Source organism: Nocardia sp. NBC_00511 (genome assembly GCF_045161165.1).
Taxonomy (GTDB): domain Bacteria; phylum Actinomycetota; class Actinomycetes; order Mycobacteriales; family Mycobacteriaceae; genus Nocardia.
On the sequence record NZ_CP107849.1, the window covers coordinates 118,300 to 136,455 of the forward strand.

The following is an 18,156-nucleotide window of genomic DNA, read 5'->3' on the forward strand; positions in this document are numbered from 1 at the left end:
TTCCGGGCACGAAGGGCGTCCGGGGGCTGGGCAGGGAGAACTGGATGCCGGAGAAGTTTCCGTCGCCCGCGGGGTGGTCTCCGCCGGGGGCGCAATTTCGCAATACGGGTGGTGGGGTCTCGCGGACGGTGATCGGGGCGCTGGTGGGGTTGATCCTGACCCCGATCGGTATCGCCTTCGCCGCGCGCGGGGCCGCGAACAATCGGCAGTGGGTGATTCTCGGGGACCTGTCGGATCGGCTCGGCTCGACCTTGCAGATCATCGTGGCCGCGGCCCTGTTCCTGGTGGTGGCGGCGCTGGCGGCCTATTCGCCGCCGGGCACGATCATCGCCGGTCTGGTGTGGGGGGTGCTACCCGGGCTGATCCACATCATCTTCCCGAACGACACCTTCCGCCTGATCGGCGATCTCCCGGGCATGTCGGATGACATGCACGTCGCGCTGTTCCAGTGGCTGCAAACAGGATTCCCGCTCATCGTGGGAATCCTGCTGATCGGCTCGGGGGCAGCGGCGACCTTCCGCCGCCGCTGACCCCTTCAGCCCTTCACACAGAGCACCTGTCGCAGTGTCGCGACCACGTCGACCAGGTTGCCCTGGGCGGCGATGACCTGGTCGATGTCCTTGTAGGCCGCCGGGATCTCGTCGATCACCCCGGCGTCCTTGCGGGACTCCACGCCCTCGGTCTGCGCCACCAGGTCGGCGACGGTGAACTGCCGCTTGGCCGCGTTGCGGCTCATCCGCCGTCCCGCGCCGTGTGACGCGGACTGGAACGAGTCGGGATTTCCCTTGCCGCGCACCACATACGACCGGGTTCCCATGGAGCCCGGGATCAGCGCCAGCTCGCCCTTGCCCGCCCGCACGGCACCCTTGCGGGTGACCAGCATGGGCACCCCGTCGATGAGCTCCTCTGCCACGTAGTTGTGGTGGCAGGAGATCGGCTTGTCGAATTCGACGGCCACACCGTCGAATTCGGTGCGCACGGCCTTGCACACCAGGGCGAGCATGACGGCCCGGTTGCGGGCAGCGTACTCCTGCGCCCAGGTCAGGTCGCGTCGGTAGGCCGCCATTTCCGGTGTTCCGGACAGGAATACGGCCAGGTCGCGATCAACGAGATCCTGGTTGTGCGACAACGTCCGCGCCACCGCCATGTGCCGCTCGGCGAGTTCCTTGCCGATATTGCGGCTCCCGGAGTGCAGGAGGATCCAAACGTGCTGTTCGGTGTCGATGCACAATTCCACAAAATGGTTGCCGGACCCCAGCGACCCCATCTGCTTGTGCGCCTTGGACTCTCGCGAATGCACCGCCGGATCCAGCGAATCGAACGCCTTCCAGAACCGCTCCCACCCCGCCCGCAGCGTGGTGCCCGCGGCCCGCTGACCGGAGATCTCCGCGTTCAGCCGGTTGACGTTGACCGGGTCGTCGTGCGCCGCGAACCCGACCGGCACCGCCGCCTCGATGCGCGAACGCAGCGATACCAGGCTGTCGGGCAGATCGGAGGCGGTCAGCGAAGTCCGCACCGCCTCCATTCCGCACCCGATGTCGACGCCGACGGCCGCCGGGGCGACGGCGTCGCGCATGGCGATCACCGATCCGACGGTCGCGCCCTTGCCCAGGTGCACGTCCGGCATCACCCGTACGCCGTGCACCCATTCCAGTTGCGCGATATTGCGCAGCTGCTGCAGTGCGGCCGGTTCGACCTCGTGCTCGTGGGCCCACATGAGCGTCTGCGCGCGAGTGCCGCGCAGCTCGACGGGAAACATTGGACTGTCCTTTCTTTCGATTGCCGTCCACCGTAGGTGCACCGCCCGTCTCGGCGCACCGCATTATTCGGGAGCCGGCCTCACGGTTCGACGAAGTCGGCGGCCAACCCGCAGAGTTTCCAGGAGCCGTTGCGGCGCACCATGGTCCCGGTGTAGTCGATGTCCTTGAAATAGCTGCGGTATTTCTCGGGCACATTGGTGAAGGCTTCGTGGAAGGCGAAGGTGGCCGAGTTGGGGTTGGTCTGGGTGACCCCGGTGACGGTATTGGTGTAGCCCGCGCTCCGTATTTCCGCGCCGAGGGATTTGTCGTACTGCGGCGTGTATTGGAAAACGATTTCGTCGATGGTGTCCGCGGTTTCCGGGCACACCAGGGACCGGAAGCCTTCCCAGTCACGGGCATTGGAGGTGGCGGCCACGGCGGTGGTGACGTTGACCAGGTCCGGGTCGAGGGTGGTGGGGTCGCCGGGGGCGACGGCCTGGTCGGGTGCGTTGAACACGACGGGTGCGGGCAGCGGCTGGTAGCCGCTGGCGGTGAGGTCGGCGTCGAGCGCGCGCCGCCAGCTGCCGTCGTCGATCATCATGCGGATCACCGAGGTGATGCGGTTCTGCAGTTCGAGGTCGCCCTTGTGGACGCCGACGCCGTAGCGCTCGCGGGTGAAGCGGTGTCCGACCAGGCGCAGCATGCCGGGGTGCTCGTGGGCGAATCCGGCGAGGATGACGTCGTCGGTGGTGACGGCGTCGACGGTGCCGGCGATGAGGTCGCCCACGCACTGGGTGTAGGTGTCGCGGGTGGTGAGTTTGACGTTGCCCGCGAAGCTGCGCCGGATCTTGTCGGCGGAGGTGGATCCCGCTGCGCTGCAGACGGTTCGGCCGTCGAGGTCCTCGGGCCGGTCGATGGCGCGTTCGCTCTGCCGTACCAGCAGGTCCTGTCCGGCCATCAGGTAGGGCCCGGCGAAGGAGACGAGTTGCTGACGGGCGGCGGTGATGGAGTAGGACGCGACGATGAAATCGACCGCACCGGAGTTCAACAGGTCTTCGCGCTGTTCGGAGCGGGCTTCACGCCAGGTGATGTGGTCGGGGGTGACGCCGAGTTTTCCGGCGATATAGACGGCGGTGTCGACATCGAATCCGGCGGGTTTGCCGTCGGTTCCCTTGACGGACAGTCCGGGCTGGTCGAATTTGATGCCGATGGTGAGTGTTCGCGGTGGTGGAGGCTGCGGCGCGGCGCCGGGTTCGGGGGTGCTGCCGCAGGCGGTCAAGGTGAGGCCAGCCAATAGGGCGACGGCGCGGATAGCACGCTTCATCGAATCCGATCTCCTGTCGTCAACTCGAATGGAAAACGAATGGAAGAACTCCGAAGAACAGGCTCGGGCCGAGGTGCCCGATGGGCAACTGTTCAGCACATGGTGGCATCAAATCATCCGGGTGCACGGATAGTGCGTAGATTCTCGAAGTGCACGGGCGATTCGTACGCGTTTCAGTTAATTCCGCAATATTTCAGCGATCGTTTCGCGGGGATTGCGTGGGTCAGCGGGCGCGCAGTCCGTCGGAGATGACGGCGAAGGTGCGTTCCCTCAGCCCCGGATCGTCCCCGGCTTCGTGCACGGCGCTGAAGAATCCCTTGATGATGGTCAGCAGGTCGTCGATGCTGATCCCGGGCCGGACCGCGCCGGCCTGCTGGGCGCGTGAAAGCAGTTCCCCGAGAGCGATTCTCAGCGACTGCGAGACGGTCCTGGTGTAGTCGGTGCCCTGTGATCGGAGGGCGTCGGCCAGGTCGCGCTTGACTCCGCCTTGCAGCACCAGCATCTCCAGGTATTCGAAGAAGGCGGGGCCCGGGTCCTCGGCGGTGGCGAGTTCCTCGGCGCGTGCGGCGACCCTGGCGACCTGATCCAGGATGGCGGCCTCGAAAAGCGCTTCCTTGGTGGGGAAGTGGCGGTACACGGTGCCCGCCCCGACGCCCGCTCGCCGCGCGATCTCGTCCAGGGGTACCGAGATGCCTTCGGCGGCAAAGGCTTCCTGGGCGGCGGCCAGTACCCGCTCGCGATTGCGGCGGGCGTCGGCGCGCAGGGGTCGATCGCTCACGGTGCCCAGCTTACCCACCCATTGACAACCGGGGCGCGCGCCCCGAATACTAAGCGGGTCCTACGTTCCGTTTTTGGAGGCATTGTGTCCACTACCGTCAGAACCCCACGTGAACTGGTCGAACAACTATTTGCGGCGCTGCCCGCGCGGGATGCCGACGCGTTCGTCGCGCTCCTCGCCCCCGATGCCGTCTTCGAGATGCCGTTCGTCATCCCCGGTCAGCCGGTCCGGCTCGAAGGCCGGGAGCAGATCCGCGAATACCTCGCGAGTCGTTGGTCGGGTCAGTCCGGTGTCGTGGTGCACGACATCGACGCCACCGTGCACGAGACCCTCGATCCGCAGGTGCTGATCACCGAGGTCGATGTCGAGCTGACCCGCCCGGGTGGCGAGCGGGCCCGGATTCGCACCTCTGTCAACGTGATTCATGTGCAAGACGGCCTGGTCAGCCTGTTCCGCGACTACATGGACACCGCCCGAGTCCTCGGTCTGGCCCAGCTCGCGCAGCAGGGCTGATCCCGGGGGTGTGACCCCGATTACTCGCCGAATCGTCGACTAACAGTTAGTGCACGAACTATTGTTGTCCTAACCAAGACGAACGAGGAGGCGGACCGGTGGAGTCGGAGGTCGAAGACCCGTTGCGGCTGGATCGGCAGGTGTGCTTCGCGCTGGCGGTGGCCAACCGTGCGGTGCTGGCGGTCTACCGCCCGCTGCTCGAGCCGATGGGTCTGACTCACCCGCAGTATCTGGTGATGCTGGCGCTGTGGGGTGAGGCGCCGATGTCGGTCAAGGACATCGGCGAGGCCATCCAACTCGATTCGCCGACGCTGTCGCCGCTGCTCAAGCGGCTCGAGGCGGCGGGCCTCATCACCCGCCGCCGCGATCCGCACAACGAGCGCAACCTGATCGTGGATCTCACCCCGGCCGGCCGGGAACTGCGTACCGAGGCGGAGAAGATTCCGCCCGCCGTGGTGTCGCGGCTCGGGGTGAGCCTCGCGGATCTCGAGGAGCTGCGCGATGTGCTGGGCCGGGTCAATACCGCGGCCCGCCGGTCGGTCTTGGCCGAAGCCGCCTCGGCGGAACCGCAGAAGGGACTCCGGACATGAAGCGCCCCAACCCTGTTCAATGGCTCGGCTACACGCTGGGGCAGACCATGCCCGAGGACCTGCGTGACTGGGTCCGCAACGACCTCACCGGAACCTGGGCGGTCCCGCGCCACATCGTGCGCCAGCTGGTGCCGATGCTCCCGATCTTCGCGCTGGCCCTGCTGCTGCCGGGTGAACTCTGGCTGCGCCTGGCCGTGATCCTGCTCGGCCTGCTGCTCGCCCTGTTCTACATCGTCGCCTACATGCCGATGAATCGTGAGCACCGGCTCCGCAAGCACGGTCTCCCAGCGGATTTGGAGAACCCGGCCCGGGCCTCACGCCGCGCGGCGGAACGCGCCGCCTACGAGGCTCGCTACCCGCACTGACCATGAACACGGATCGATGCCCGTGAATCGCTTCTCCCGGAGCGGTTTACGGGCATTGTCGTCGAAAGATATCGCTACTGAACGTTCGGCGTGCAGGCCGAAGCGATGACGGCGGCATCGCGGGCGGTGGCGCTGCCGAGGTCGGGGAACGGCGGCGCGCTCTGCCCCAGTCCGGCGATGGCATTCTGTTGCGCCTCTTGCAGACTCGCTCCCGCGGCCCAGCCCCACTTGCCGTCCGCCCCCTGGGCGATCGCTCCGCAGCCGTCCGCGAAACGCAGCACGATCTCACAGTCGTAGTTGGCGCAGTCGCGGATTGCGGCGGCGTCGGCTCCGACCTTGCTGCTGTCGGTATTCGCGACCGCGCTGTTCTTCAGTCGCGACAGTGCGAGGGTGCCGTAGTACTGCGGGGCCGCCTCGGCGGTTCCGGCGGCGATTAGTGCGCCGGAGACGGAGAGGGCCGCGGTGAGGGCGGCCGTGCCCGTCGCCGAGGTGAGCATGCGTGCAACCGACAAGAGTTTTCCTGACGCTTCAATACGGACGAAACGTACGTGATGCTAATCGGTGACACTGCGAACGGACTGAGAATTCTCGGCAACGCCGTCCGTCACCCGCGTTCGCTCGCAACAGCTCTCGGATCTCAGCGCGCCTCGGACGGTGCGCGGCTCAGCGCCCGCCGCAACGCCGCGAAGGCGGTGGCGTTGGCGCGCTGGGTTTCCGGCAGGTGGAAGGCCATGGTCATGAAGCCGTGAATGGTGCCGTTCCACCGCTGGATCTCGGTCTCGACACCGGCATCGTGCAGCAACCGTCCGTAGGTCTCGCCTTCGTCGCGCAGCGGATCGAATTCGGCGGTGGCGATGTGGGCGGGCGGCAGTCCCGTGAGGTCGGCGATCATCGGATTCGCGTACGGGTCGGACTTCTCGGCGTCGCTGCCGAGGTACTGCTGCCAGTACCAGCGCATGTGCGAGGCGGTGGTGAAATACCCGTCGGCGTTGTCGGTGTAGGAACGGCTGTCGCAGGCCGGGTCCAGCATCGGATACATGAGCAGCTGGAAGATCAGGTCGGGTCCGCCGTTGTCGCGCGCGGTGATCGCCGCGACGGTGGCGAGGTTGCCGCCCGCGCTGTCCCCGGCCACCGCGATCCGGTCCGGGTCGCCGCCGAGCGATTCGGCATGGTCGGCGACCCAGCGCAGCACCGCGTAGGCGTCCTGCGCCGCACCGGGAAACCGGGTGTCCGGCGCGCGGCGATAGTCGACCGACACCACGATGACCCCGGCCGCGTTGGCCATGGTCCGGCAGAAGCGATCGTGAGAGTCCAAGCCGCACAGCACGAATCCGCCACCGTGATAGAAGACCACCACGCCGGGAACCGCTTCCGCGTCGAGCGGCCGGTAGATCCGGACCGGCACCTCGGGCGCGTCCTCCGGTCCCTGTACCAGCCAGTCCTCCACTCCCGCAACCGGTATCGGCTCCACCGGAGGCGCGGAGCGCGCGGCCAGGAAGGCCCGCGCGTCCGCGGCGTCGAGCACCTCGGTGCCGAGGGCGGGGAAGGCGGCGCTGGCCGCGTCGGTGAAGGTTCGCCATTCGGGGGAGAGGGTCATCGCGGTTCCTCGGGTGGTGGTGTGGTGGTTACATGCCGCGCGGAATGAACTTGCCCGCGGCCAGACCGCCGTCGACGGTCACTTCCGCGCCGGTGATGTAGGCGGCGGCGTCGGAGGCGAGGAAGGCGACGAGTTCGGCCACTTCCTCGGGCAGTCCGGAGCGCTCCAGCGGCAGGGTCGGGAAGCTGCCCGGGCCGGTGGTCAGGTACGGGACCATCGGGGTGGCGATGGGTCCGGGGTGTACCGAGTTGACGCGAATCTGGCTGGGGCCCAGCTCCAGTGCGGCGATCTTGGACAGCCCGCGCAGCCCCCACTTGGAGGACCCGTAGGCGGCGTGGTTCATCAGACCCTCGAGCCCGGCCTGCGAGGAGATATTGACGATGGACCCGCCACCGGCCGCGGTCATGGCGGGCAGTACGGCCTTGATGCCGTGGAACGCGCCGACCAGGTTGACCTTCAGAATCCGTTCCAGCTCATCGGCACTCGTCTCGATCAGCGGCTTCATGATGTAGATGGCGGCATTGTTGACCAGCACGTCCAGCTTGCCGAAGGTGGTGACGGCGGCGTTGACCGCGGCCTCCCAGCTGTCGGCGTCGGTGACGTCGTGGCGCACGAAAGTGGCGGCGTCGCCGAGGGATTCGGCGAGCTCCTTGCCCTCGGTCTCGAGCACGTCGGTGATGACCACCTGCGCGCCCTGCTCGACGAACAGTCGGGCCTCGGCCGCGCCCTGGCCGCGCGCGGCCCCGGTGATCAGGGCGACTTTGCCTGTCAGATCAGCCATTTCGACTTCCTTCTCTTTCGTTCGGCACTACTGGTTCTCGCGATGGTCGGCTGTCACGGAAGTGGGGGATGACCTTCTCGCCCCACTGCCGAATGGTTTCCAGGCACGCTTCCTGCGGCACCGTGCCCATCTGGATCAGGCACAGGATCTCGTCGGCCCCGGCGGCGGCCAGTCGCTCGACGTAGGCGATGGCGTCCTCGGCGGTGCCGTAGGCGTGCTCGGTATTGAAGATGGCGGTGGCCCCGGTCTTCACCGGAATCTTGGCTTCGTGCAGGTAGGCGACGTGTTCGTCGGCGGCTTCCCGCATTCTCGCCATTTCGTCGGCGGCCGGGTCCACGGCTTCGTCGGGCACCGGTCCCGCGCCGTAGTAGTACTTGATGGACTGCGCGAAGAACCGCTGCCCGCGCGCCCCGATCCGCCGGGCCCGCTCGCGATCGTCGAGGACGATGGTCGGGCACAGTGCCGCGAAATGATCGTTGACGACGGTGGACACGAACCGTTCCCCGGTGCGGGCCGCGATGGCCTCGTCGTAGATGCGCCGCAACTCGGCGATCTCCTCGATCCCCGCGAAACCCAGTACCAGAGCACCGATTCCGTACTCGGCCGCCTGCCGCAGCGTGTCCTTCCTGGTGCACGCCATGAACAGCGGCGGATGCGGTCGCTGCACTGGTCGCGGCAGCAGATGATGCGGCCCGATATCGAGCAGCTCACCGTGGTACTCGAATTCGCCGTCCGGGTCCTGCCAGGCCGCGGCGATCATCCGCAGCGATTCCTCCACCTCCTGCTGTGTGCGCTCGGGATCGACGCCGCACATGGAGGTTTCGACGGCGGTCGCGCCCCGTCCCGCGCCCAGGTTCAACCGTCCGCCCGACAGCACGTCGAGCATGGCGGCGCGTTCGGCCGCCCGCACCGGATGGTTGAAGTTGAACGGCATGCACACCACGCCGTGCCCGATGCGAATTCGCGAGGTCTGCGCGGCCACCCAGGTCAGGAAGATCTCCGGTGCGCTCATGTGCGCGTACCACTTGAGCCCGTGGTGTTCGACGGCCCACACGGTGTCGAACCCGACCTGATCGGCGAGCACCGCCTGCTCGACGCAGTCGCGCAGCACCTGGGCTTCGTGGGCGGCGGTGGGGTCGGCCATCTGCGCCTCGAAGATCATCGAGAACTTCACTCCGGCTCCTTGCCGCCATGGTTCGCGCCCGTCCGGGCGTTTATGCCTAACCGGAATACTTCTGCACCCATAGCCTCAGGTCATTCGGTTGTCTCAGTGGTCGGGACCACACCGTGCCGGTATTCCGCATACGGACTTAGCGTCGGTTGACACGCTGAGGAAGGACGGGAATCGGTGGGACAGCTGGACGGGAAGGTGGCACTGGTCACCGGTGGCGCTCGGGGCATGGGCGCGGAGCATGTGCGCCGGTTCGTGGCCGAGGGCGCGCGGGTGGTCTTCGGTGACGTGCTCGACGACGAGGGCAAGGCCCTGGCGGCCGAGATCGGCGATGCCGCGCACTACTTGCATCACGACGTCACCAGCGAAAGCGATTGGCAGGCGGCGGTTTCCGCGGCCGCCACCCGGTTCGGCAAGCTGGACGTACTGGTCAACAACGCGGGCATTCTGCGGTTCAAGCGCATCCTGGAGATGAGCCTGGACGAGTTCAACACCATCATGAACATCAACGTGACCGGTGCCTTCCTCGGCATCAAGACGGCCGCGCCCGCGCTCACCACCGCCGGTGGCGGGTCCATCGTGAACGTCTCCTCGGTCGAGGGCTTCGTGGGTGCATCCGGTCTATCCGCCTACAGCGCAAGCAAATTCGCGTTGCGCGGGCTCACCAAGTCGGCCGCGCGGGAGCTGGGTCACTCGGGTATCCGGGTGAACTCGATTCATCCCGGCGGTATCGCCACCCCCATGACCGCGTCCGTGGCGGGCGCGTCCGGGGTGGACGGCAACACCTTCTTCTCCGAACTGCCCATTCCGCGCTGGGGTCAGCCGGTCGAGGTCTCCGAGGTGGCGTTGTTCCTGGCCTCGGACGCCTCGAGCTATTGCACGGGCGGCGAATTCGTCGTCGACGGCGGCATGTTGACCAGCTGCGGCTATTAAGGAATCGATTACATGGAATTCGAATTCGACGTCGTTGTCGTGGGTTCCGGTGCGGCGGGCATGACCGCCGCGCTGACCGCCGCCTACCGTGGCCTGTCGGTCACCCTCATCGAGAAGAGCCGCCTGTTCGGCGGTTCCACCGCGCGCTCCGGCGGCGGCATCTGGGTGCCCAACAACCCGGTGCTGCAGGCCGAGGGCGTCCCCGACAGCCCCGAGATGGCCCGCACCTACCTGAAAGCCGTTGTCGGCGACCGGGTTCCGGAGGCCAAGCAGCGCGCGTTCTTGGATCAGGGCCCGGAGATGTTCCGCTACATCGGCGCCCGCTCCAAGTACTGGGAGTTCGCCTACGACCGCGGCTATTCCGACTACCACCCGGAGTATCCGGGCGGGCTGGCGCAGGGCCGCAGCATCGAGCCCAAGCCGATCGACGGCCGACTGCTCGGCGGCGATCTGCACAAGATCAACCAGCCGACCATGTCCGCACCCAAGGGCATCGCCATCACGGTCAAGGACTTCCACGACCTGAACATGATCGCGCGCACCTGGAACGGCAAGAAGACCGCCATGAAGGTCGGCGCGAAGACCGCGCTGAACCTGGTCAAGGGCGCGCTGCCGCTGAGTCTGGGCAAGGCGCTGGCCGCCCGACTGTGGCTGTCGCTGCGCGAGGCGGGCGTGCCGGTGTGGCTCAACACCCCGCTCACCGAGCTGATCGTCGAGAACGGCGCCGTCGTCGGCATTCGCGCCGAGCACGAGGGCCGCCCGGTCACCATCAAGGCCCGGCGCGGTGTGGTGCTGGCCGCGGGCGGTTTCGAGCACAACCTCGAGATGCGTGAGCAGTACATCGACGGCCCGCAGAACACCGGTTGGACCGTCGGCGCGACCGAGAACGTCGGCGAGGGCATCGTCGCGGGCCAGCATGCCGGTGCCGCAGTCGATCTCATGGACGACGCCTGGTGGGGCCCGTCCGTGCGCAACCCCGACGGCCCGCCGTTCTTCATGCTGGCCGAGCGTTCGCAGCCCGGCGCGATCGTGGTCAACGCCGCCGGTGAGCGCTTCGTCAACGAATCCGCGCCCTACGTGAACGTCGTGCACACCATGTACCAAGAGGAGAAGAAGGTGCCGGGCAGCATTCCCGCGCACTTCATCTTCGACCAGAACTTCCGCGACCGGTACCTGTTCCTGGGCAACTTCCCCAAGCGGCCGCTGCCCCAGAAGTACTTCGACGCCGGAATCATCAAGCAGGCGAACACTCTTGCCGAGCTGGCCGAGAAGCTGGGCGTCCCCGCCGACAAGCTGGCTGCCACCGTCGAGCGCTTCAACGGCTTCGCCCGCAAGGGTCGCGACGAGGACTTCCTGCGCGGCGACTCCGCCTACGACCGCTACTACGGCGACCCCACCGTCAAGCCCAACCCGACCCTGGCCCCGCTCGAGCGCGGCCCGTTCTACGCGGTCGAGATGGTGCCGGGCGACCTGGGCACCAAGGGCGGCCTGGTCACCGACGAGCACGCCCGCGTGCTCAACGAGCAGGGCGCGGTCATCCCCGGCCTCTACTCGGCGGGCAACAACTCCGCCGCGGTGATGGGCAACGACTACGCCGGTGCCGGTGCGACCATCGGACCCGCCATGGTGTTCGGTTTCATCGCCGCCAACCATCTCGCCGAGCTGGACGCGGAGCCGGAGGCCCGATCGGACGCCGAGCCGGAGGCCGTCGCGGCCGCCCCGGTCAAGCGCAATGCCCGCAAAGTCTCTGCCGCACAGGAGAACTGACATGGGACGCGTTGATTCCAAGGTCGTCATCGTCACCGGCGGTGCGCGTGGCATGGGCGCGGCCTTCGCCCGCAAGCTGGCCGCCGAGGGCGCGAAGGTGGTCATCACCGATGTGCTGAGCGACGCCGGACAGGCCCTGGCCGCCGAAATCGGTGACGCCGCAATGTTTCTCCCGCTCGACGTGACCGACGAGGCGGCGTGGAACGACGTCGTCGCCCGCACCGAGGCGGTCTTCGGGCCGGTCTCCGGTCTGGTCAACAACGCGGGCATCGTGCACGTCGACGGCATCGAGAAGCTCTCGGAAGCCGACTACCGCAAGGTGATCGACGTCAACCAGGTCGGGGTGTTCCTCGGCATGAAGGCCGTGATCGGCTCCATGCGCCGCGCCGGCGTCGGTTCGATCGTGAATATCTCCTCCACCGGCGGCCTGATCGGCTACTCCAACATCCTGGGGTACGTGGCCTCCAAGTGGGCGGTGCGCGGCATGACCAAAACGGCCGCACAGGAATTCGCGGTCGACAACGTCCGCGTCAACTCCGTGCATCCCGGCATCGTGGCCACCGAGATGGTGTCGGCGTCGGCGCGGTCGGCGAACATCGCCGCCAATCAGCCGATCGCCCGCCCGGCCCGGCCCGAGGAACTCGCCAACCTGGTGCTGTTCCTGCTCTCCGATGACTCCTCCTACAGCACCGGTTCGGAATTCGTCGCCGACGGCGGCTTCACCTCTCAGTAAGGAAAAACCCATGAAGGACTTCCGCGGCAAAGTCGCCGTCATCACCGGCGCGGGAGCGGGCATCGGCAGGGCCGTGGCCCTGGAGCTGGCACGCAACGGCGCTCAGTTGGCGCTGTCCGGGCGCAATTTCGACAATGTCGCCGAGACCGCGGCGCTGTGCGAGAAGGTCGGCGCCAAGGCCCGCGCCTACAAGCTGGACGTGACCGATCGCGCCGCCGTCTACGCGCACGCCGACGAGGTGGCCGCGGATTTCGGCAAGGTCAATATCGTCATCAACAATGCCGGTGTCTCGCTGACCGCCAATATCGAGGAAGTCTCCTGGGAGGACCTGGAGTGGATCTTCGGAATCAACTTCTGGGGCACCATGCACGGCGTGAAGGCGTTCCTGCCGCACGTGATCGCCTCCGGTGACGGGCATTTCGCGAACGTCTCCAGCATGTTCGGCCTGGTGGCCTGCCCCAGCCAGGCGGGCTACAGCTCCTCGAAGTACGCCATGCACGCGCTGACCGACGCGCTGCGCCAGGAAATGATCATCGCCGGATACAACGTGGGCGTCTCCAGCGTCCACCCCGGCATGATCAAGACCGAGATCGCCTGGAAGGCCCGCGCTGCCGCCACCCGCGACCGCGACGACCTGGCCGCCAACTTCGACCGCCTGGCCCAGACCAGCCCCGAGGACTGCGCCAAGACCATCGTCGACGGCATCCGGAAGAACAAGCCGCTCATCCTGATCGGCAAGGACGCCAAGGCCATGAACATCATGCGCCGCGTGCTCGGCAGCGGCTACATGAAGCCCCTGACCGCGCAGATGCGCAAAGAGATTTAACCCAGCTCTCGGGAGCTCCCGTGCCCGGTGCGTTCCGCACCGGGCACGGACCGAGGGTAGGTGGGGCTCCGACGTTGATTACCCACCAGTCAGTGGATTTCTGCTGTCGATGCCGGAGTGGGCTGCGGTAGAACCGTATTCGTGTCCGGGCACCGCGCAGCTCGGGCGGACGGCAGCCTCGCGCCCTCGGGTGCGGGGCTGCCGTTGTTCGTCGGCTACGTGATGGTCAATTTCGGTCGCGGAGCAGGTGTTTGAGGATCTTGCCGCCGGTGTTGCGGGGGAGCGCGTCGGTGACGACCACGTCACGCGGGACCTTGTAGGTCGCGAGGTGGGTACGCGCCCAGGCGATGATGTCGGCCGGGTCGGGGGTGCTGCCGTCGGTGGGGACGATCACCGCGCGGGCCACCTCGCCCAGCCGGTCGTCGGGGACGCCGATGACGGCCACATCGCGGATGTCGGGGTGTTGCAGCAGGATTCGTTCGATTTCGGCCGGGTAGGCGTTGAAGCCGCCGACGATGAACATGTCCTTGAGCCGGTCGGTGATGCGCAGGTAGCCGTCCTCGGCGAGGCTGCCGATGTCGCCGGTGCGCAGGTAGCCGTCCGCGTCGATGGCTTCGACGGTGGCTTGCGGGTCGTCGAGGTAGCCGAACATGACGTTCGGGCCTTTCACGGTGATCTCGCCGGTCGCACCCGGCTCGACCGGTTTGCCCTCGAGGTCGACGATGCGGACCTCGGTGCCGGACAACGGTTTTCCGACCGTGTCCGCGATGAGTTCGGCTGGCGCGTCGGGCGGGCAGACCGATACCACGCCGACCGATTCGGTCAGTCCGTAGGCGGTGAACACGTGCGGGACCCGAAGCTCGTCGCGGATGCGTTTCACCAATTCGGCCGGGACGGGTGCGCCGCCGGTGCCCGCCAGCCGCAGCGAGCCGAGAATGTAATCGCCGTGGTCGGCGGCCAGCAGGTCACTGAAAAGCGTTGGGGGACCGGCCAGTACGGTGACCCGTTCGGCCTCCACCAGCTGCAATGCCCGCACCGTGTCGAAGCGTTCCATCGGGATCATGGTGGCGGTGCGCAGCAGGCAGGCCAGGATGCCCGCCTTGTATCCGAAGGTATGCGAGAACGGGTTGACCAGCAGATACCGGTCGCGGGGCCGCAGTGTCACGGCGTCGGCCCACAGCGAGAACACCTCCAGGGTCTGCTGATGCGTGGCCAGCACCCCCTTGGGCGCACCGGTGGTGCCGGAGGTGAACAGGATGTCGCAGACGGCATCGGGTTTCACCTCGGCCATCCGCTCGTAGGCGCTCTGCGGCGCGATCACGGTGCCGGGGGCCAGGAATCCCGCCCACGAGCTGGTGTCCCAGTGCGGCGAGCCTTCTCCGCGCGCGTCGTCGAGCAGAATCAGATGTTCGAGATCCGGTAGCGCGCCGCCGAATTCGCCCAGCATCCCCGGATAGTCGACGCCCAGGAAATCCTGCACCGTGCACACGGCTCTGACGCGGCTGCGAGCCAGCGCGTCCGCGGTCTCCGCGCCGCGCAGCCGGGTGCTGATCGGCACCAGAGTGGCTCCCGCGCCGAGCATTCCGAGCGCGGTCACGATCCAGCGCACGCTGTTGGGCGCCCACATCCCGATCCGGTCGCCGACCTCGATACCCGAGGCCATGGCCGCCCGGGTGGCCGCCGCCACCTCCTCGGCGAGCTCGGCGTAGGTGAGTCGTCCGCCCGGTCCGGCCACCGCCAACGCGTCCGGATATCGCCGAGCCCGGTCGGCCACCAACGCCGGAATGGTGGTTACCGGCCCGCCCGCCGCAGTGCCGCCCGTGGCCACCGAGTGCCGCCGATCCATCCGCCCATCCTGCCCCACCGAGCCTGTTCCGAAGCACATTTCGACCGTGCCATCCCAGTGACCGGCCGTGCCTGGTTGCGGGCGGATGTCCAGTTATGACCGCTGGTGGTTCCGGTCATCGGGATGGGGGTTGGGTGTGGGCCGGGCCACGCGGCACCCTCGATACATGTGGTCCCGTGGGGGGACGGGATGTGGCCCGGCGGGCCGTCCGGAGTGGCGGCGGAGTGCTGGAGAGCGAAATGAATCCTCGACCTCTAAGGAGTGACATGACGGCCGGAGCGGAGCTCGAGCAGCGATCCGTCGATGCGGGCGCCGCGGTGACCGTCGTCGAACTCGACGGCGCCTGCGGGTTGTCCCGGGACAAGATCGGCGGCAAGGCGTGGAGCATCGATCACATGCGGGCGCTGGGTTTGCCGGTGCCGCCCGCGTTCGTGATCACCACCGACGGCTGGGCCGACTACACCGAGCGCGGTGTGATCGCCGAGGAGATCTGGGCGCAGGTGCTCGACGGCATCACCATGATCGAGCGCGGCACCGGCCGCCGTTTCGGTTCGCCGGATCGTCCGCTGCTGGTGTCGGTGCGTTCCGGTGCCGCGATCTCCATGCCCGGCATGATGGACACCGTCCTGAACCTCGGCATGACCGATGCGGTGCAGCAGGCGCTGGCCACCGAGACCCGCAACCCCGACTACGCGCAGGACACCCGCACCCGTTTCGTGCACCAGTACCGCGAGACCGTGCTCGCCGACGCGAACGGCGTCGTCCCGGCCGATCCGTGGGAGCAGTTGCGCGGCGCGGTCGAGGCGGTGTTCCGGTCGTGGGATTCCCCGCGCGCCAAGACCTATCGCGCGCATCGCGGACTGCCGGACACGCTCGGCACCGCGGTCACCGTGCAGGCCATGGTGTTCGGCAATCTCGACGAATCCTCCGGTACCGGAGTGCTTTTCAGCCGCAACCCGAACACCGGCGACGGTCCGGTGTACGGCGAGTGGCTGGTCGGCGGTCAGGGCGAGGACGTGGTGTCCGGCCGTCTCACCCCGCGCCCGCTCGACGAGCTGGCCCGCACCCAGCCCGCAGTGCACGAGCGGCTGATCGCCGCCGCGCAGCTGCTGGAGCGTGACGGCCGCGATATCCAGGATGTCGAGTTCACCGTCGAATCCGGGGTGCTGTGGCTGTTGCAGTCGCGTCCGGCCAAGCGTTCCGCGCGCGCCGCGGTGCGGGCGGCGGTCGCCATGGTCGAGGAGGGCCTGATCGGGGCCGACGAGGCCCTGGACCGCGTCACCGCCGATCAGGTGCGCGACGTGCTGCGCCCGGCCTCCAGCGAGACCGGCGGTCAGGAGCCGCTCGCTCGCGGCGAATCCGCCTGTCCCGGACTGGCTTCCGGCATCGTGGTCACCGACCCCGACGAGGCCGAGGCACGTGCCGAGGCGGGCGAGGATGTCATCCTGGTGCGTCCCACCACCAGCCCCGACGATCTGCACGGCATGATCGCCGCCCGCGCCATCGTCACCGAATTGGGTGGCACCACTTCGCATGCCGCGCTGGTGAGCCGCGAGCTCGGCCGCCCGTGCGTGGTCGGTTGCGGTCCCGGCGTGGTCGCCGCGCTGACCGGTCGCACGGTGACGGTGGACGGCGGCGCCGGTCTGGTGCTCGCCGGTGAGGTCACCGCCAAGCCGGTCGAGCAGAGCGTCCTCGACGACATCGCACAGCTCGGCAAGTGGGCGGGTGTCCCCGGCGAGCAGCTGGCCGCCCGCCTCGAAGAGCGCACCGCCGCACCGGAAAGCGTTGTGCAGGAGGAGGTCTCCGTAGACGGCCCGGTGACAGAGCTGGCCGTGCTGCGCCTGGTCGGCATCAAGGGCCGGGTGAACGCCGACAACCTGGCACTGAGCCTGTTCGCCGACGCCGCCGAGGTCGCCGCCTGCTGTGAGCAGCTGGTCGCCACGGGCCTGTGCGCCACCACGCCCGCTGGTTTCCGTCTCACCCCCGAGGGCCGCCCGCGCCTCGCGCAGCTGCTCGAAGAGGAGCGCGCAACCGTCGACGCCGCCGCCCTGACCACCGCCTACCACGAGTTCTGCGTCTACAACGCCGACCTCAAGGTGATCATCACCGACTGGCAGATGAAGGATCCGGCCACCGTCAACGACCACGGCGACCCCGACTACGACGCCTCGGTCCTGGCCCGCCTCAACGCAACCCACCAGAGCCTGCGCGATCTGATCGCGAGCCTCGGCCGCACGGCCCCCCGCCTGTCGCGCTACCTCGACCGCCTCGACCGCGCCGTCGACCGCATCGCCGAGGGCGACCACACCTACGTGGCCCGCCCCATCATGGACAGTTACCACACCGTCTGGTTCGAACTCCACGAAGACCTGATCGGCCTGTGCGGTCTCACCCGCGCCGAGGAAGCGGCGGCCGGCCGTGCCCACTGACACCCCCCGCTGGGTAGACTTCGCCCAGATCGACAACGTCCGCGACCTCGGCGGTCTCCCCGTAATCGGCGGCGGCACAACCCGTTTCGGCGTGGTCTTCCGCTCCAGCACCCTGCAGCAGGCCACCCCCGAAGACCTCTCCCACCTGGTCGACGACCTGCACCTGCGCACGGTGATCGACCTGAGGTTGCCCGACGAAGTCGAACGAGAAGGCTACGGCTTGATCTCCGAAGCCCCCGTCGAAATCGCCAACCTCCCCATCCGCAAATCCCCCCAGTCCTCCCTCGCGGCAAGGGATCTGGTCCCCGACAAGACCCGAGTAGACCTGACCGACCTCTACGGCCAACTCCTGGCAGGCAGCGGCGACCACATAGTCGCCGCGGTCCGCCTGATCATCACCCCCTCCGCCCGCTCGGTCCTCTTCCACTGCGCCGCAGGCAAAGACCGCACCGGCGTCCTGGCCGCAGTCCTCCTCGACGCCGTAGGCGTCCCCGCCGAAGAAATCGCCACCGACTACATCCTCACCAACGAACGCATGCAAAAAGTCCGAGACCGCCTCAACGCCCTCCCCTCCTACGAGGGCCTCCCCGCCGCCAACACCGGCATCCTCGCCATCACCCCCCAGGTAATGCTCGGCTTCCTGGAAAACCTCCACGCCGACCACGGCGGCGCAGCCAAATGGCTACTGGCCAACGGCCTTTCGCAGGAAGAGCTCGACGACCTCCACACCGCCCTGGTCGACCAGCACTAGAACCGCACCCAGC

The 18,156-nt window shown here is 67.8% G+C and carries 18 protein-coding genes; 10 read left to right on the plus strand and 8 right to left on the minus strand.

Features of this window, described 5'->3' with window-relative positions; genetic code table 11:
• Positions 1 to 44 precede the first annotated feature (44 nt).
• Positions 45 to 530, plus strand: a complete 486-nt coding sequence (locus tag OG300_RS00590) for a hypothetical protein (protein ID WP_405490982.1) — start codon at positions 45 to 47, stop codon at positions 528 to 530.
• Positions 531 to 535: 5 nt separating this feature from the next.
• Here the strand turns inward: OG300_RS00590 and OG300_RS00595 are convergent, their stop codons facing one another.
• The 3 genes from OG300_RS00595 to OG300_RS00605 all read right to left on the minus strand — a co-directional run bounded on the left by OG300_RS00595 (position 536) and on the right by OG300_RS00605 (position 3,841).
• Entirely contained in the window at positions 536 to 1,759 is a 1,224-nt protein-coding gene (locus tag OG300_RS00595; protein ID WP_405490984.1) for an RtcB family protein, read from the minus strand.
• 80 nt (positions 1,760 to 1,839) lie between these two features.
• Complete coding sequence (locus OG300_RS00600) at positions 1,840 to 3,063, minus strand: transporter substrate-binding domain-containing protein (RefSeq protein ID WP_405490986.1); 1,224 nt, start codon at positions 3,061 to 3,063, stop codon at positions 1,840 to 1,842.
• A 223-nt stretch (positions 3,064 to 3,286) separates the two neighbouring features.
• Complete coding sequence (locus tag OG300_RS00605; RefSeq protein WP_405490988.1) at positions 3,287 to 3,841, minus strand: TetR/AcrR family transcriptional regulator; 555 nt, start codon at positions 3,839 to 3,841, stop codon at positions 3,287 to 3,289.
• Positions 3,842 to 3,925: 84 nt separating this feature from the next.
• On the opposite strand from OG300_RS00605, the gene OG300_RS00610 reads away from it, so the two are divergent.
• The 3 genes from OG300_RS00610 to OG300_RS00620 all read left to right on the plus strand — a co-directional run bounded on the left by OG300_RS00610 (position 3,926) and on the right by OG300_RS00620 (position 5,309).
• Positions 3,926 to 4,354, plus strand: coding sequence for a nuclear transport factor 2 family protein (locus tag OG300_RS00610; protein WP_405490990.1), 429 nt, complete (start codon positions 3,926 to 3,928; stop codon positions 4,352 to 4,354).
• 98 nt (positions 4,355 to 4,452) lie between these two features.
• Positions 4,453 to 4,944 (plus strand): MarR family winged helix-turn-helix transcriptional regulator, encoded by a 492-nt coding sequence (locus tag OG300_RS00615; RefSeq protein WP_405490992.1) that lies wholly within the window; start codon positions 4,453 to 4,455, stop codon positions 4,942 to 4,944.
• Positions 4,941 to 5,309: a DUF5313 family protein gene (locus tag OG300_RS00620; RefSeq protein ID WP_405490994.1), complete on the plus strand. Its 369-nt coding sequence runs from the start codon at positions 4,941 to 4,943 to the stop codon at positions 5,307 to 5,309. Before OG300_RS00615 ends, OG300_RS00620 begins: the two co-directional genes overlap by 4 nt.
• A gap of 74 nt (positions 5,310 to 5,383) precedes the next feature.
• On the opposite strand, the gene OG300_RS00625 is transcribed toward OG300_RS00620, so the two are convergent.
• The 4 genes from OG300_RS00625 to OG300_RS00640 form a co-directional block, all read right to left on the minus strand.
• Positions 5,384 to 5,821 (minus strand): DUF4189 domain-containing protein, encoded by a 438-nt coding sequence (locus OG300_RS00625; RefSeq protein WP_405490996.1) that lies wholly within the window; start codon positions 5,819 to 5,821, stop codon positions 5,384 to 5,386.
• 125 nt (positions 5,822 to 5,946) lie between these two features.
• Positions 5,947 to 6,906 carry an alpha/beta hydrolase gene (locus OG300_RS00630; protein ID WP_405490998.1) on the minus strand — a complete coding sequence of 320 codons (960 nt, stop codon included), beginning with the start codon at positions 6,904 to 6,906 and terminating at the stop codon, positions 5,947 to 5,949.
• A 28-nt stretch (positions 6,907 to 6,934) separates the two neighbouring features.
• Positions 6,935 to 7,687 carry an SDR family NAD(P)-dependent oxidoreductase gene (locus tag OG300_RS00635; protein ID WP_405491000.1) on the minus strand — a complete coding sequence of 251 codons (753 nt, stop codon included), beginning with the start codon at positions 7,685 to 7,687 and terminating at the stop codon, positions 6,935 to 6,937.
• Positions 7,680 to 8,861: an LLM class flavin-dependent oxidoreductase gene (locus OG300_RS00640; protein ID WP_405491002.1), complete on the minus strand. Its 1,182-nt coding sequence runs from the start codon at positions 8,859 to 8,861 to the stop codon at positions 7,680 to 7,682. Before OG300_RS00640 ends, OG300_RS00635 begins: the two co-directional genes overlap by 8 nt.
• 174 nt (positions 8,862 to 9,035) lie before the next feature.
• On the opposite strand from OG300_RS00640, the gene OG300_RS00645 reads away from it, so the two are divergent.
• The 4 genes from OG300_RS00645 to OG300_RS00660 are packed head-to-tail and all read left to right on the plus strand — an operon-like array spanning position 9,036 to position 13,117.
• Positions 9,036 to 9,791 (plus strand): glucose 1-dehydrogenase, encoded by a 756-nt coding sequence (locus OG300_RS00645; protein ID WP_405491004.1) that lies wholly within the window; start codon positions 9,036 to 9,038, stop codon positions 9,789 to 9,791.
• 12 nt (positions 9,792 to 9,803) lie between these two features.
• Positions 9,804 to 11,558, plus strand: coding sequence for a 3-oxosteroid 1-dehydrogenase (kstD, locus tag OG300_RS00650; protein ID WP_405491006.1), 1,755 nt, complete (start codon positions 9,804 to 9,806; stop codon positions 11,556 to 11,558).
• Position 11,559: 1 nt separating this feature from the next.
• On the plus strand, positions 11,560 to 12,291 hold the full coding sequence (locus OG300_RS00655) for a glucose 1-dehydrogenase (protein WP_405491008.1): 732 nt from the start codon (positions 11,560 to 11,562) through the stop codon (positions 12,289 to 12,291).
• Positions 12,292 to 12,301: 10 nt separating this feature from the next.
• Entirely contained in the window at positions 12,302 to 13,117 is an 816-nt protein-coding gene (locus OG300_RS00660; protein WP_405491010.1) for an SDR family NAD(P)-dependent oxidoreductase, read from the plus strand.
• 226 nt (positions 13,118 to 13,343) lie between these two features.
• Here OG300_RS00660 and OG300_RS00665 read toward each other — a convergent pair whose 3' ends face one another.
• Positions 13,344 to 14,963, minus strand: coding sequence for an AMP-binding protein (locus OG300_RS00665; RefSeq protein ID WP_405491012.1), 1,620 nt, complete (start codon positions 14,961 to 14,963; stop codon positions 13,344 to 13,346).
• Between the two features lie 266 nt (positions 14,964 to 15,229).
• Here OG300_RS00665 and OG300_RS00670 point away from each other — a divergent pair, with 266 nt between their 5' ends.
• Entirely contained in the window at positions 15,230 to 17,392 is a 2,163-nt protein-coding gene (locus OG300_RS00670) for a pyruvate, phosphate dikinase (RefSeq protein ID WP_405491013.1), read from the plus strand.
• Positions 17,382 to 18,143, plus strand: coding sequence for a tyrosine-protein phosphatase (locus OG300_RS00675; protein WP_405491014.1), 762 nt, complete (start codon positions 17,382 to 17,384; stop codon positions 18,141 to 18,143). Before OG300_RS00670 ends, OG300_RS00675 begins: the two co-directional genes overlap by 11 nt.
• The last annotated feature ends 13 nt before the right edge of the window (positions 18,144 to 18,156 follow it).